The sequence below is a fragment of the Paenibacillus amylolyticus genome (assembly GCF_036894225.1).
GTDB lineage: Bacteria > Bacillota > Bacilli > Paenibacillales > Paenibacillaceae > Paenibacillus > Paenibacillus amylolyticus.
Genome location: NZ_CP145893.1, coordinates 345,513 through 361,499 on the forward strand (window position 1 = coordinate 345,513; position 15,987 = coordinate 361,499).

Consider the following 15,987-nt stretch of genomic DNA (forward strand, 5'->3'; position numbering starts at 1 on the left):
CTAAGCAAATTTTGCTCAGACTTTCTTTCAATTCGTAAACAATCCTATATCTCGGAAAAGACAGTGTTGAGACGTATTGGGACATAAGCCTCTTACTCTATATGTCCTCAAAAAGTCATTTAATTCTTATCAGCACTACTGCCAATAATTTTCTGGTACCCCTCATCCAAGGTTTTTGAATCAGCATCAGTAGCTTTGCTAAGTGCATTCTTTGCTAAGTATGTTAAACCATTAAACCCTGCAAGTACAGACGTACCAACAATTTTAGCATAACCTACTGGTTCGAAAAACGAGAAAGCTGCAAGTGCCGCTGCTCCACCAATGAAGAAATCAACCAGTAAACCAGGAATAAAGAAGCGTTTTTTACCCACTTTTTTAATGTATGGTAATAATGCACCCTCCTCCAGTTTAGAAGCAACAGCAAGATTAGTCATACCTCCGACGAGAAAAGCAATTAATAATTCCATCAGTATCTCTCCTTTATAATTGGATAAAAAAAACACCAGAATGTAGTGTAATTTACACTCATCCTGGTGGGATACATTTAAAAATCTCAACAAAAAAAGGCCAGAACAACAACCGATTCTAAAAATTAAGACACAAGTAAAAAACTCGAGTCAATAGATCCAATAGATCTTTAGAATGCGGATAGTCGCCTGACCTTCCGAAAGTTTAAGATATTAGTAAATGATATACCTTTATTATACTTCATTTACTAAATAATTTCTACATTAAAATAACGTGAGTATTAAACTTTTCTATTACCTCAGACCGTGTCCAACCGATAATGCATTGTCTTCAACTTATAATCAGGTTAGTATCCTCATTAGCAATAAAATAATATAGTAAGGGGTTAGGTTATATGTTGACACGGACATTCTACATTAATCAAATTAATTCAATTATATCGGATTGGTACTCTGAGGTTGAGGCTGACAATTACAATAAAAAAACTGATATTAACAAAGATTCTGAATACTTGGCGCTACAAATACTCAATCTAGTTTATGGATTTAAGTTAGTAAATTTAAATAACGAAGTCTCTAATTTTTATGGATTAGATCTGGGGGACAAGACAGTATCAAAATATTGCTTCCAAGTCACTTCGAGAACGGATACTGATAAATTGAAGGAGACCATAACCGCATATTTAAATGACAAGACGAAATATTACCAGATTTATTCTTCGGGAATCAAAATGTTTATTATCAATAGAAACCCGTCACCCCAAATTTCAAAAAGAACATTAGAAGAAATTCATGGTAAGCTTCCCGAATTCTCAGTTAAAGAAGACATTATTACGTATAAGAAGTTACTCCAGGATATAAATGCCATCACAGATATATCAATATTGAAAGAACTGCATAAATTGTTGAAATCAAACTATATCGTTAAAATTGATTTAGACAATCATTCAGTAAATTTTGCTGATGAAATTAAACAAAAAGATATATGGGCTTCTTTAGAACTTATCGTTACTAGAACTCTAAATCGAATTAAGGCGTTTGAAGACTTCTATGAAGGCGTCTGGGGGTTCAATATTCAGCATCATGAATTCCATTCGAAATTAGAGAAGATATTGGATTTGGATTCAGAAATAGAAAATAATATTGATCTTTTCTTGAAAGGGTTAAATTCTATAACGCTAACAGGACTATTCCAAGAATTTATAGTTATTGAGCGTAAATTGATTCAGGAAACTATTCAAAATGTTAAAGATGGCCCTTTAGGCGTTTATCAAAAGACGGGTATGGACTTTCAAAACAATGTTAGAGTAGGCCTTGAAAAACTAGTTGATAAGCTTTTGTCTAATTTGCTAAGTATTCAAAGTATATTCACGTATAAGTATGAAGTGGAGATTATAAACAAGTTTCGTTTAACTGATATTACTATTAGTTATAGCAATTTAAAAGATCGAAACAATAGATTGGATGAGCTGCTCTTAACAATAATAAACTCCCCGATTCACACTATAGAGATTTTTACCGATATGGAAGATAACTTAGATATAATAGATGCATATCATATTGCAAGAAGTAATGATCAATTCCCCCTCATTCACTTGAGTATGCCGGCGGAACAGGCATGTAATTATTTAAAGTTCAATAAGGAAAGTGTGCAACCACATGATAACTTTGTAGCTGCTACCTTTCACACGAATCCTTCTCACATACTTTTTCTAGTCCCGGTAAGTGAAAGATATAAATACCAGTTAAGAGAACTTCAGAAACGAAGCAATATTGCCTTATATTTTTTTGAAGAAGAATAGAACATTAGAGCTACTTTTCGCTATCACGCTGGTACCATTCTTTAAATTTAACGGAACACGACTTGCTTATAGGTCGTGTTCTAGTATTCTTTAGACAGATCCTGATATTTCATATTATACTAACCGTCTAAAAATCTTTTATAAATACTCAACTGCAAAAAAGCCGCCAATATATTGACGACTTAATTGCGATATTAAGGTATTCTTACAAGTTTTCATCAGATACCCTAATTAGTATAAAGTTCAATGGACTCCCATTCACAGGCAATTTAAAATCTATCCCATCACGTAATGAAGGTCAAAAACTAGAATAGAGGTCAGGAATAACCTGTTCAAGGTTATTCATAATCATCCCAGAAAAATGGCCTCTGATCTCCTACTTTTACAACGACTCTAGTGTCATCGGGATTACTGGTGACGTCATCCATCCATAAACCCACGTTAGGATTTCCATTCTTCCATTCTTGAAGTAACTCAGGATCAATTACATTCTTTACGCTCTCGTGATTAAGATCGATATCAGAGTCCTCTGTCTGAAAAAACAACTTGAAGCGTAGCTTCAATTCAGGTGCAGGATACAACATTTCTGATGAAAGAATAATAGAAGTTGTGGTGACGATCGAAACATATTTCAAAATCTTCAAAGTTTCTATGACTATCTTTTCAATAACTGGATCTACATCATGACGAAGTAATTCTTTTGGTAACTCAACGACTAGTAACATTTGTTGAGGATCATCCATTTGACACGTCATGCTCCAGAAAGACCAAGCAGCAGTTAGAAAGGATAGTGCCTGTTCATAAACACTCCCTGTAGCTTCAATGTAATATCTTTTTCCGTGATCCTTCAATTGAACCCAAGGGATCTTTCCGATCTTTAACAGGTGATCCATAAGCAATTCTTTATAGATCACATCATCGCTGAGAGACTCAATAGCTCTCTTGTAACCTTGTAGTGGTCCCTCAATATGCGGTTTAAAACTAATGGGTGGCAATAGTTGGCTTCTTGGGACATCTAGTATCTTTGCCAACAGGTTGAAATAAGAGTTCGAAAAAAAGTGTCTGGTTTCAATAAATACACTTCGATCCTCGAAGAATTCAGGTGGATCGGGATAGCCTTCCACCCATGGGATAGACTCAATTGTATATGCCTCGCCAAGCTGAGGAGCCTCTGTTGAAATCATAAAAACTGCCTGAGGATCTCGCTTGCTAATTTCATTCGTGATATGGGAAACAAGCTGCCTACGTGGTGAGAGTGTTTTATCGCCTATAATTGCTAGTTCAGCTTGATTATATTGCCACCATGCCCAAGCCATTTCTCCATCTCCATAGTAGTAATTTCCCATGACTAAAGGTTTTTGAATGCTTTTATTCATAAATGCCTCCTACAATAAAAAAACACCGCCAATCCATAAGGGTATCCTTAGGATGACGGTGCTTCCGTTTAATTGTGTATTTGATTAACTTCATTATAAATGATACAAAACTGTTTCACAATGCAGACAGATCTTCTAATGTGTACCGTTAGGAGTATAGTCATCATATGAGCTCTTACTCGCGTCGTAGTACATTACATCTCCATCCTCTAGAAGGAATTGAACTCCATACGGATCAGTGATCTTGTGGTCACGCGAACCATCTGTACCGTCATAACCCTCCATGTCCCACCATTGGTTGTTCAATGGACCATGAATATATTGAAGATATGGATTATTCAAATCTGCATTTCGAATGGTCTCAATGTTGAAGTTGACCGTGATATAACCGTTTTTTAAGAAGATAGGTGACTTTTCATCCAATCTATTCTTTTTACCATACGTTGCTAAATCGGTTCCAGCCGGTACAACATATACAGCAGCAGGTAAACTATATTCACCATACCATTGTTGAACCGATGCATTTACTCGCGCCGGTGTGGCGTTTGCATTGTTTGGGCGGTCAAATGTATTAATGAAGGTCCGAAGTGGCGAAGGCAGGACCTGAACATCATATCCTCCAACATACGTAGCTTCTTTAGCACGTTTTAGATATGAATTCAAATACTGATTTCGCGTCACTGACCAGCCTGTATTCAGATCATAAACGGATCCGGCAGAATTCACGATATCTGCATAAGGTACATTTCGAAGTCTAGTGTTAAGTGTAATGTTCCTACGCTCTACATCTGCACTCGATCCGATCTTAACAAATTTCTGTTTGTCTGAATGATAATACAGATCAACAGGTATCCGTTTAGCGGTTGTACTCGCATTATTATCCTGGAAGTAGAATGTTGGTGTGATTCGGATAGCATCCTTATCTCCATACATATTTCCCTTCGTCTTCAGATCAAACTTGAAATGGTAACCGGTCTTTACCACAACGCTTTTAAAGTTCGCTAATGGATGACTTCCTCTCCGAATAGGCAATTGATAAGGAGAGAATGAACCGTTCGATCCCCCATCAATCCCTTTAATGCCGACCCAATAGGATGTCCCTTTTGAAGTACTGCTGCCTTTTGCTGTCCGGAATACAGTTTCCCAATTCGGGTCCGCAATATCAGTTACTCTGAAATCATACACACGTCCAATAACCTGTACAGGAACTGTATTTACAGCAACATGATTCACAAGGTTAAGGTTAGCCTTGTCCTCCCATGTAAATCCGGTGGCTGGTGAATTTTCAGCAAAGGATCTATAGGACACAGTATAATTTCCTTCTTCTACCCATAAGGGTAAATAGAATGCTTTCTCGATCTGACTTACAGGGACATCAATCCATGTGTTCGCAGGATAGAATGTAGATTTGTCAGCTGTATACACATCGAATTCAAAGAGAACCTGCTTGAGTTTGATGTACTTTGCGTAATCCCTGTTGCCATAACCAAGTATGTTTCGGTGCTGCCCACTTGTAGGAAGACTTACAGTGAATGGACGATCTAAAATAAAGGCACGACGTGACGCATCGGGCTTTGTCCGCTGATTGTGCTCTTTGTCGTCTGATGCATTGGAATAGATAACTGTTGGAGTATGTACTGTAACAGTGTTGATTCCATTGATCGGTAACACTTTGTTTGCACCACCGTTGATGTTGCCAGGCAACAAGTCGTAGTAGATGTCCCCGGAACTAGTGGTATTTAGATCATTAAGCAATGTTTTACTAATCATGTTATTTGGCTTATACAGAACATCTCGTCCAATGGTTGTTGGATTAGGGATGTTTGATGGAGTTGGACCATCTTTAGTAGCTTCAGCATCGTCCATAACCTTAGTACTGTTAAAATTCACAAGGTCATTGTTTACTTTACTTTGTGGCGTGTTTGATTCAGCCATTCCTTTTAAACGTCCAGTGTCATCAGGTACATCTGGTGGAGAATTCAATCCCCCTGTTAATTTTGGTGGTGTATACGAAATTGCAGCTGTTGGTGCTGGTCGTACATGACTTTCCACTGCTTCATCATTTTTAGATTCTAGCGTCGGTGCTGTGTAGCCAGCAGGTGTCATGGTTACCTTTTTACCTGGAAGAGCGTAATTCTCCATGGTTGCTTTAGCAATTTTGTATACTTCAAGATTGTTGATCTTCCAGTAAGAATAGTCTCTTGTAATCTGGAAGTTGTAAGGTTTAGGTACTGTATCCCCTGTTTTCACCGGAGGTCCTGGTGAACAAGCTCCTCTAGGTGGACAAACTTCTGGACCAGGTATAGTCCATTCTCTTACATAGGATATCGTTACGTTACAATCATACGTTGTTTTACCACTCATTTTTGCCCAAGCTTGTTTGAACAGATAGTTGTCTGCGAATGCATTAGTGTAAAGTGATTCAGATGTCGGGATCCCTTTTAGCACATCGAATTTCTCAGCGTCCCTATTGTCTGCTTTAATTACTCCATTCGCATTTGGATCCAGATCACTCATGTTCATCGTAGTTCCCTGGGAAGGTGGTCCGATGTTTGGGGTGCAGGATCCTCCTCCGCCCCCAGTTTCATCATCTCCTCCACCGCCGGGTTCTTCTTCTACTCCGACATTTGTTGTGGTTGTTAACTGAAAGTCATCCTTCTCCCACAATACTGTTATAGTTGTTGTTCCTTTAGCTACAGCTGTCACGAGTCCAGAAGACCCTACAGTCGCAACCGAAGGGTTGGAAGAGGTCCACGTTGTTGTACCATTACCGCTGTTCACATTAGTCCCAGCACCAAAGCTTCCATCTCCGGTTTTGGTTTTTACGGTTGCATTTAACTGTTTTCGATCATTGATCTGGAGCTGACCACCGTTGGTTAGATTAATTTCTTTAGTGATCTCAGCAAATGCTTTCCAGTATAGATCTGTGTTGAACTGATAATCTGCATTCCATTTAGGTGGATTATATTGATCCGTTTCTATGGGTGGAATTGCGCCACCAATTTGCGTGGTGAATTTAGTATTACGACCAGTAAACGATTCAACAGAGACTAAAATTGGTTGTCCTGGTTCGTAATAAGCCGTATTATCCATATAGTGAGGCTCATTAGATTTATCGACTATTTCCAGAGAATTTCTCTTCACACCATTTTTGTCGAAATACTCATTGGGAATATATACATCTTTGTTCAAGTCGAGATCGACACAAATTGTTGAAGATACTGGCAGATTCTTTGTACTATCGTTATCTAATTCGATGTTGTTACACTTACCATCAACTTTCCATTTTAAGCTATCAACCTGGTAAATATATACACCTATATTAGTCTTCTTTGTTCCTTCTACAGGAATTACTTTTTTTTGTGACTTTGCAGGTGTAGAAGGCTCCATATGAAATGTTTTCAATTCTGGTTTAGTTCCTGGGCCTCCACCTGCATCGATGTGAGTTGCTGATGATACAAACAATACGAGTGACAGCATGAACAAAATCACTTTTTTGATAGATGATTTTTGCCCCAATCTTATCCCCTCTAATCTGTGGCTATCACGCTGTAGGTAGGACCTTCTTTAGACACGAGGCTCACATCTGATAGTATCTCTTTGTCGAAATGTAAAAGTCCTCTACTCCAGTAAACTGGATTCTTAACAGCGAATACACCTCTATTTTTTGTGAAGTCATTAATCACGTGCCCACCGTATGCAGCAAATGCATCTGAAGTTGGAGAATTCATAGGATTAATTGTTGCTGAATTAAGTAAGCTTCCAGCCTGGAGCCGGTTCATGTTGTTATTTTTCACGTTCAATTCAAGTTCTGGAAAAGAGTAATATGCTCCCCGTAGGAGTGTAAATCCTTCATCCACGAAAACAGGGTAATAAATACTTCTTTCAGTACCTTTTGCAAATGTATTAACAATAATCCAATTCTTTATCTTAAGATCAGCATGTTGTGTATCTGTGATGATATTTTTATTGCGCACTTTTGTGAAGTCGTCAGTAACTTCGCTGTATTCAACGTTGGGTGAGACCTTGTTCTCTGGTGTTTTTTTGTATTTCGGCGCAATGATATTAATGTTTGTTCCAGTCAAACCAACTTGGCGAAGTTCATTCAAACCCTTGTAGTTGGAAGGTTTAGTTTTTGCTACAGTGGCATAACGCGCAATCAATACAGCAACCTCGGCTCGAGTGGTCGTCCGATCTGCTCCAAACATTTTGTCATTATAGACACTCATTAACCCTGTTCCCATGGCTACAGCTACAGCATTTTTTTGAGATGTGATAAGAGTACCAGTAAAGTATTCTTTAGCAGGTATGACCGTGTTTGTTACGTCAGACAGAGCTTGTTTGTAGTCCAAATCTACTGTAGCTAAACCAGAAGTCAACCAAATTGCCATTTCACCACGTTTGAGAGAGGCTTTTGCATCCAGTTTTCCTTGGTAGCTTGTAGGGTTGATAAAGCCTTTTTGTATAGCAGAGGAAACCCCACCTTTTGCCCACTCAGGGACATCCGTGAAATTATTAATTCCTGGGCTAGAAGCATTGGGCTGATCTGAGAGTCTACCAAGGATGCTAGCCATTTCAGCCTTAGTTACAGGTGAGCTTGGTTTGAACGTTCCGTCTGTGTACCCTTTAAAATAGCCTTGTTCCACAGCTGAATTGATAGCTGCAGCGGCCCAGTGTGTAGAAGGAACGTCTTTAAATTTCAAGGTAGCTTGAGCTGCCTCTACCGAACTCCCTACACCTCCTACACCTACAACGCCACCTGTCAATAAAGCTAAGGCAGTAACTCCTGAAATAATCATCTTCTTCATTAATGTTTTCCTCCATCATTAAATTATTTTCAACTGAGTGATATATGAACTCAGCTTCTGTTCCTTCAATCATATTAGAAGTCAAAAAGGAACGCGAATATAGAACAATATAATTTTATATCGGAAGAAATGGATATCTTTATTATATTTTAGAATATTTACAACACTACTCACCCCTTTCAAATGCAAACAAAAAAAGCACGCAAAATGCCTGATGGCATTAAGCGTGCTTCGCTTTCGGTGACCTTTGATAAAAGATCATATTCGATTTAATTATACTTAATATAAACGTTAATGGTGCATTTTGTCAACCATATAGACTGGGACCTCTGCAAAAGTCTGATATTGTTTGAATTGGGCTATGATTTCAATCCACGCACTCATATAGAGTGCAACCACAACTCAAGGTATGACAGTGGGGCATTGCATGTTTCAATCCACGCACTCATATAGAGTGCGACGTGATACATACCGTATTTTCGCTATGGCACATGGTTGTTTCAATCCACGCACTCATATAGAGTGCGACTGCTAAAAATGACGTAATACAAGTATATATAAGAAATTAATAACGTGCTTCTATGCTATTGTAATGAAAATAATCATATAATTTTACCAAAAGGCAACAAATAACATCGTTTCGACAAAATCTGAGGTGCGAGTCTTCCAGGAAAATCATGTGTACTTGGCATTCGCACCTCAAATATAGTTTCGATAGAAAAACCTGATATCCTTTATCAGTAATAAATTATCATTTTAAATAGAGCCCTGTCATAGACCCACTGTTAAAAAATGTAACTACGAGTTAACGATCAGGGTCCTAAGTGAGAGACTAAAATTTATATATGTAGTATATCTTCCGTATTTAAATGAAATCCTTTCATCAAATCGACTACTCATCTTCTCCACTTAGTCTAAACCGAACTTAAATTTCTACTAATAATCTATTTGCTCCCTCGCGTACCTTTTTGATTTATATGAGATTGACAAATCCTAATAGAAGCGAATCAAAAAGCATACCTAATGGACAAACACATTAAGTATGCCTCACTATAACTAATTTCTATTACCAACAGTACAGTCAAGTGGAATATACCCATTACTTGCAGCATCCTTTTCTGAAGAGAAAACCTCTTCCGTAGTGAATGAGGAAGTACATGAATTCCTGGAATAATAATACTTACGGCCATTAGCTATAATCCCATTATAAATAGGCTTTTTCACAACACGGCTTCCACCCAAAGCGTAATTATTATAGTATTTTTCGCCCATTGGCATGCCTTGAACAAAAGAGAGTACTCCGACATCATTAATGGTATTGTTCCATTCTTCTTGACTGATGAGGGGCAAAGTAAAGGTATAAGCTACACCGTTGCGTTTCGCAAAGTTATTGTACATATTAATATAGTGTTCCAAATCTTTCTGAATCGGATTGACAATAGATGCCCTTCTAACTTGATCAAACGTACTTGCGTCATTTAATAGTGGTATAGATGCAGTACCTGCAATCTCTCCGCGGAATCCTTCGAACCATTGATGGTCCGTATTACGATTTACCGTTACAAAATCATCAAGTGTAAACCCAAACGTGTTTCCGTTCTGATCAGAGTGAGCATAGGGTTTCTTAGGGCTCCAAACATGCTTAAGTTCTTTTTCCCCAGTAGCATTCGTAAATTCGTCCATATAGTAAACGTAGTAACCGTCATAACCAACAATAAGGATAACAGGTACGTAGCTATTGATTACACCTTGACCGGCCGAATTATCAAAAACATCAAAGTTCAAGTAGAGTGAATTGAAGAACGTTTGCACTGCCTCTTCTTTATTGATTCTAAGTCGTTTTTGAAACTCATACTGAGATTCAGCGCCTTGTGAACCATTGATAATAAGGGCTTTGGCTGCGTCCTGGGTTGCAGTATCCATGGCATGGTTATAACGCGTCTCAAGAATTACATTCTGCCGATTATGCGTTACATTGATATTATTAATAATGAAATAAGGAAGTAAAATGAGAACGAACACTAGCGTGAGATTAGTTGTAATCTTCATTGAGGACCATTCCTCCATAAGGGATGACAATCTTTTCATTCGGAGTATTGATGGTCCCAGTAAGGACATCGTTAATGAGGGTTCCTGATGTACGGTTCGTGTTCTTAACCACTACGGAGAAAAAATCTCCCGTCGCTAACTTATAAACACGAGTCGGACTTTCAGTATTCTCGGTCGAGTTCCTTGGAAAAAGCTTGTCATTAATCTGAGCATTATAAAAGGATTCGTAATTGACATTAAATCCACCCAAATAATCCCCTGCATCATTATATATTGGGTCGTAACGCTTATGGCGATGTTCCATTTGGATGTCGTATGTATTTGTGGTTAGTGCCATTTGATCAACAAATTCATTATACATCGTTGGAGTAATGTAACCTTTATCTCTAACAGAATCTACAAACTGAGTCACAGAATTCAAGACCACAATTTCAGAGATGTCATCCTGCTTATTTAACCCAGATGAAATCGGCCATAAAAAGATAAGTACGAGGGCCACTACAACCATAAAGACTTTTAAAAAGGGATTACCCATCCTCTACATCCTTTCTCTAATTAAATCTTAATAATATCAGGTCGCCCTTTGTATCTCGAACGTATGTAGGAGTATAGTTTTTATTTACATTAATTCCTGAAACATTAACCTCCGTTGGATCCAATGTTTTGTAGTAAGTAACACCATCTACTATGATATCAACGCCGATGTCTTTAATTTTAAATATGGATTGTCTAACTTCGGCACCAGAAACCTTATAAGAGGTAGGTATTTTCAAAGTTGAAGTAATACTTTTGTCAGACTGGGACGTCATTTTGTAAGTCATATCATTCGTATCGGAAACAGTTTTAAAGAAAAACAGAAATATTGTTAGAGCAGTAATGAACATAAGTGCTGCAACGCTCATATACAAAGCAGATCTTGTATTCTCACCTAATCCCATAATAATCACCCTTAATTACTTGAAAGGGGACGACTTGAGTAAGTCTATCCCCAGTCAGTGATTTAATTAGTTTTGTGTAAAAATGATACCGCGAATAACGTTACTGTTGTCTTTGATCAGTTGAGCTTTGAATTTTCCGGACGGATTAACGTAATCATTGTTTGCTTCATCCATAGCTTTAGCAAGAGTTCCTGCTGGCGTACCTGTACCAATCGAACCGTAACCCTGACCACCTACTGGCACAGTTGTGTTCACTGTTTTGAAGTACCAAGAGCCAGTTGGATTTTTACCAGTGATTACTTGGATACCGAATTCACCTTTGTCTTGGAACTTTCTAAGTGCATTGATTGCTTGGCTACCAGAAACCGTGGTCCCATCATAGACAGTGTATGCTGTTTGAGAAAGCTCTGTTTGGATATCTGCGAAACTTGTTTGTGCAGTTTTGGTGGCGTCTTGAGCAGAAATAAACAAAATTACAGCTGTAGTGATCAGTGCGATTGCCAGGAAAAGTCCCGCAGCCATTTTTAAAGCGCTTTGTGCATTACCCATTTTTAATAATCCCCTTTAAATTATAATTTTTGCATAAGTTCGTAATACGTAGACATCTGTGTAAAAGCCATAAAGACAAATGGAAACACGAGATACAAAAAGATGATCATGTACATTGGAGTGAAACCGATCATGCGACCCCAGCCTGCTTTTGCATTGATCATTTCCTCGTAATCCTGTTTTCTTTGTTCGAAATAGTAATTACGTTCAGTTTCAAGATCATCAAAAGCTTGTTTGACTGGAATTTTTTCTACAGCTAACTGAAGTTTTTCAATGGTTCTCACGAGTGGAGCAAATGGCGCATCGATCATCAGTTGCTCAAGAGCAAGTTCAGCACCACTCTCATAGTTCATAAGGCACTTATGTAGTGGAGCCTTGAAAATTGAAGCGAATCTTTCCATCCATTCAAGAATGACCTCAACCGATACTCGATCGATTTCACTGAGCATCGCAATGATGGTATGAAATTGGTCCACTTCATTTTGCATATCCATTGCTCTCATTCTCTTCTGGAAGAGAAGTACCCAATAGGGTAATTGATAACCCACCCAACCCATTAATAAACATATAAGGATTTCCCACCACTTCATGTATTCGGAATTAATCCGATCCATTTTTGCTAGGATCCTTTCTGTTGAAGCATTGAGTAGAGTATCGTTTGTTGCAACTTCGGGGTCTTGCTTAATCATCTGAACTACACGATCCTGCAGATTATTGTCTTTCACCTCCTTCATATGTTTAATGATAGTACTATCAAAATCAGTGATGGATTTTGCCTCACGCAACTCCTCTTCGGACATTCGACCAAACATAGAATTGTTTTGCGTGGGTGACTCCAGCACATCTTTGATTGCGATGTGATGCATTAATACGAATGAGAACACCAGGCCAATAGAAAGAATGATCGTCAGAACAAAACGATGAAGGTAATGCCACTCCATGGGATAACCCGCATTAGCATCCTTAATCAACTTACTTATTTTGAAATGCTGTGCTGTTCTTTTGGCTGGTTCAAGACGGTCTACTATCCATGAAACAATTTTTGATTTCAAAAGAAGTTTTTCCCAAGAACGTTTTTTTGTTTTCGCTACATAGGTCCCTTCTTGTTGATCCTGCATTTTTTTTAAGAGGATATATGATAACAAAACAGATGCAAATACAACTATTTTCGTTATGAATCCTAACTTGCTAGAATAGAAAGCCTCCATCGCAGGAAATTGCTGACTTGCCCAAAGTTCTATTGGTTTTGTGAAGATAATAGGTGTAACTGCAATGACGGTAAGACCTTTGAACAAGTAATTCAATCGAGTTCTCTTTAGAATTTCAAGGTTAACCTCACTGGCTAACTTATTGAGATTACTGAGATATAGAGATCCATCCTTGATTGTTTTATCACCGAATTCTTTTATTAGAAAGGACATGCCTGCAAATGCCTTCAAGAAACGGTTTGGAGCTTGCTCATAGTATACGGTTAGGCTCTCTTCTGGATTTACAGAGACTAAGACCTCATGAATTTTTTTAGCGTGTAGTGCAGCTTCATACGATGAAGATTCTGATGCTTGACGAAGAGCCTCTTCTACACTGCCATGCTGATGATAGTGATGTCGTACATCTTTGAAGAGTTGATCTCGTAATTGAATTAACAATCGATCATCCACTTTATGTACAAAGGTATCGATTAACATGCCATTCACTACGATAGCTGCAAGGAACAGCATGAAGATGAATGTGAAATCATGATTCATTAATAACAAAACTAGAACGACAGCAGCAATTGTTCCAAGTGTGTAAAAAACAATTCTCATGGTTTCTCTTCGCATTGTGAATTCATCATACGAATGGATGGCTTGCAATCTCTTTCGAATCTTTTGGATATAATTTCGCAAGAATGGTACTTTATTGTACGCGATGTACGAATCTTGCATAAATCGATGAATCATCTGTTTACGATTTGATTTCTTATTCCCGGTGAGCATCTCATAGCTCTTATAATGTTCCTGGGAACCATCGCGCTCGGATCTTCTTGAAATGATCTTCATTACGATATAGAGTACGATGCTTAGGACCACTGAGGTTAAAAGAATACTGACTGCAATAGCCTTCAAATCCATCCTTCTTACCCCCAGTTTTCCTGCATAAATTGTTTAAAGCCTGCTTGATCAACTTCCGTAAGATTTTCAAGCATTTCTTTGACATTGTGATCAGAGATTGGATGAACTGCAACATAACCACCATCACGATATTCAATAATATTTCGTTCATCGAATACTTTCCGATTTGTAGATCTCTTCATATACTTAATGAATGTTTCCATGAATGTAATTTTTCTCTCTTCTGAATCACTCATAGTCCGGATATCGAATGGAATATCTTCATCATCATGAAGTGGTGTACATTCTGTGATTCTCTCAATAAATCGATGTCCGTTACGCTTACGAACTAAATGAATATCGAAATTTAGGACATTCACAACTTGTTCTTCAGCTATTTTCTCATCACTGAAAACATTCATTTTGAGCAATGAATTTCGGAGGTAATGAACGAGCTTTTTAAATGTTCTCGCATGGTGTGTAAAAAACATATCTGCTTGCTGCGCCATTTGAATCATATAAGGTACCGCAGCATCTGTTGCTACTTCTCCCAAAATAAATGCTGTTCCGTCTGTTTTCTTTTGAATATCCAAACCTTGTTGTCCTGTAATAGAGTCGGTTTCTCTAAAAGTGAGGATATTTCGATTGCCGAAAATCTTCCTCAAATGCAGCTCAAATGCCATCTCGTGGACACGAATTGCATGAGTTTTATACATTTCAAGAACCATAGCCATAAGTAACGTTGTTTTACCAGAACCTTGTGACCCGGTTACAGCTGTTACACGCCCTCCCCTAACTAGATACCTGATGAGAAGAATAACTAACATCCGATTTTTTTCTTCTTGGCTGATGAGTTGCTCGAGTGATGCTTTTTGTGTATCAAACTTACGATTGAAAAATGCCCAAGACTCAGAGAAACCAGGACGGACAACAACGATCCGTGAACCGTCTTTCATTTCATTTACTTTGTAACCATTCGATTCTGAGAGTTGTCCTGGATTATTGTAACGATAGATATTTTGGCAGACACGTTTAAGTTCAGCTTCAGATCCGAAACTCAAAAACGACATATGGATCGGTTTACCTTTATACAAAATCCAAACACTGTCATGACTATAGGGTGTGGGTTTCTTATTAACACGATCCGCAAAGAAAGCCATATCATCGAAAGGTTCAATCTGATCAATGGGTACACCAGAAACCCCACCCGACACGCCATCAATCTTCATGTCTCTTATTTCATCAATTACTGAGAAACCTTTATATTGCTGATAGATTCTTTGGACAATAATCATGAGCTTATCCTCAAAAGAAAGTCCCTTGGATTCCTTACGATAAACCTCTTCAATTTCTTGAGGTGTAATAACGTAATATTCGTCTTCTACTTCTTCTTCAGGATTCTTCAGCTCATCTAACTTGTATCTATCAATGATCTGACCTAAAGCATTTACCCCATGTTTTTGTTTGTTTTGAAACAACATAATTTCAAACTTATCTTGTAGGGAGAGAGTTTTCTTATTATCAAACGGAATAATACGATTGATATTTTCATCATTTAAGTCATATGTTTTCAAGAGAAGATCAAAAATCGTATTTTTGACATAGTTTTTATCACGAATATCTCCATCTGTGCATCCCTTTAATGATTTTTGCAACATCAAACGCTGATTCATCCGTCGATCAAATTCTTCTTCAGTTAACCCCAAATGCTCCATGTTACTTGTTGTCAGATCATTAATGGCTGTTTTTACATATTCGGTAATTCCAGCTAAAGTGTACTTCTGATCTATCTCACGAGGGTCGCGTTTGGGTTGACGTTTTTCAGTCATTTTAAAATAGACGTAAACACCAACAAGAAATAGCATTACTAGAATTAATCCAAGATTCACAAGATGACTAATACTCATA

Annotated in this window: 11 protein-coding genes; 1 reads left to right on the forward strand and 10 read right to left on the reverse strand. The window is 37.9% G+C overall.

Going from position 1 to position 15,987, the window contains the following annotated elements:
- Positions 1 to 119: 119 nt before the first annotated feature.
- A complete protein-coding gene (locus V6668_RS31670) occupies positions 120 to 467 on the reverse strand; it encodes a DUF4257 domain-containing protein (protein ID WP_338709117.1) in 348 nt (115 codons plus the stop codon).
- A gap of 395 nt (positions 468 to 862) precedes the next feature.
- Between V6668_RS31670 and V6668_RS31675 the strand changes: the two genes are divergently transcribed.
- Complete coding sequence (locus tag V6668_RS31675; protein WP_338709118.1) at positions 863 to 2,269, forward strand: SMEK domain-containing protein; 1,407 nt, start codon at positions 863 to 865, stop codon at positions 2,267 to 2,269.
- 338 nt (positions 2,270 to 2,607) lie between these two features.
- On the opposite strand, the gene V6668_RS31680 is transcribed toward V6668_RS31675, so the two are convergent.
- The 9 genes from V6668_RS31680 to V6668_RS31720 all read right to left on the reverse strand — a co-directional run bounded on the left by V6668_RS31680 (position 2,608) and on the right by V6668_RS31720 (position 15,986).
- Entirely contained in the window at positions 2,608 to 3,645 is a 1,038-nt protein-coding gene (locus V6668_RS31680) for a hypothetical protein (protein WP_091036721.1), read from the reverse strand.
- Between the two features lie 135 nt (positions 3,646 to 3,780).
- Positions 3,781 to 7,164, reverse strand: a complete 3,384-nt coding sequence (locus V6668_RS31685; RefSeq protein WP_338709119.1) for a DUF5704 domain-containing protein — start codon at positions 7,162 to 7,164, stop codon at positions 3,781 to 3,783.
- Positions 7,165 to 7,175: 11 nt separating this feature from the next.
- The gene (locus V6668_RS31690; RefSeq protein WP_338709120.1) at positions 7,176 to 8,453 is read right to left on the reverse strand and encodes an S-layer homology domain-containing protein; all 1,278 of its coding nucleotides are present in this window, start codon (positions 8,451 to 8,453) and stop codon (positions 7,176 to 7,178) included.
- A gap of 1,056 nt (positions 8,454 to 9,509) precedes the next feature.
- Positions 9,510 to 10,502, reverse strand: a complete 993-nt coding sequence (locus V6668_RS31695) for a hypothetical protein (protein ID WP_338709121.1) — start codon at positions 10,500 to 10,502, stop codon at positions 9,510 to 9,512.
- Entirely contained in the window at positions 10,486 to 11,037 is a 552-nt protein-coding gene (locus V6668_RS31700) for a hypothetical protein (protein ID WP_149847065.1), read from the reverse strand. The genes V6668_RS31695 and V6668_RS31700 overlap by 17 nt, the downstream gene beginning before the upstream one ends.
- Before the next feature lie 16 nt (positions 11,038 to 11,053).
- Complete coding sequence (locus V6668_RS31705) at positions 11,054 to 11,440, reverse strand: hypothetical protein (RefSeq protein WP_091036730.1); 387 nt, start codon at positions 11,438 to 11,440, stop codon at positions 11,054 to 11,056.
- Between the two features lie 66 nt (positions 11,441 to 11,506).
- Positions 11,507 to 11,989, reverse strand: coding sequence for an ABC transporter permease (locus tag V6668_RS31710; protein WP_091036734.1), 483 nt, complete (start codon positions 11,987 to 11,989; stop codon positions 11,507 to 11,509).
- A gap of 20 nt (positions 11,990 to 12,009) precedes the next feature.
- The gene (locus V6668_RS31715; protein WP_100526652.1) at positions 12,010 to 14,100 is read right to left on the reverse strand and encodes a hypothetical protein; all 2,091 of its coding nucleotides are present in this window, start codon (positions 14,098 to 14,100) and stop codon (positions 12,010 to 12,012) included.
- A gap of 5 nt (positions 14,101 to 14,105) precedes the next feature.
- Positions 14,106 to 15,986, reverse strand: a complete 1,881-nt coding sequence (locus V6668_RS31720) for a Flp pilus assembly complex ATPase component TadA (RefSeq protein ID WP_100526653.1) — start codon at positions 15,984 to 15,986, stop codon at positions 14,106 to 14,108.
- Position 15,987 lies beyond the last annotated feature (1 nt).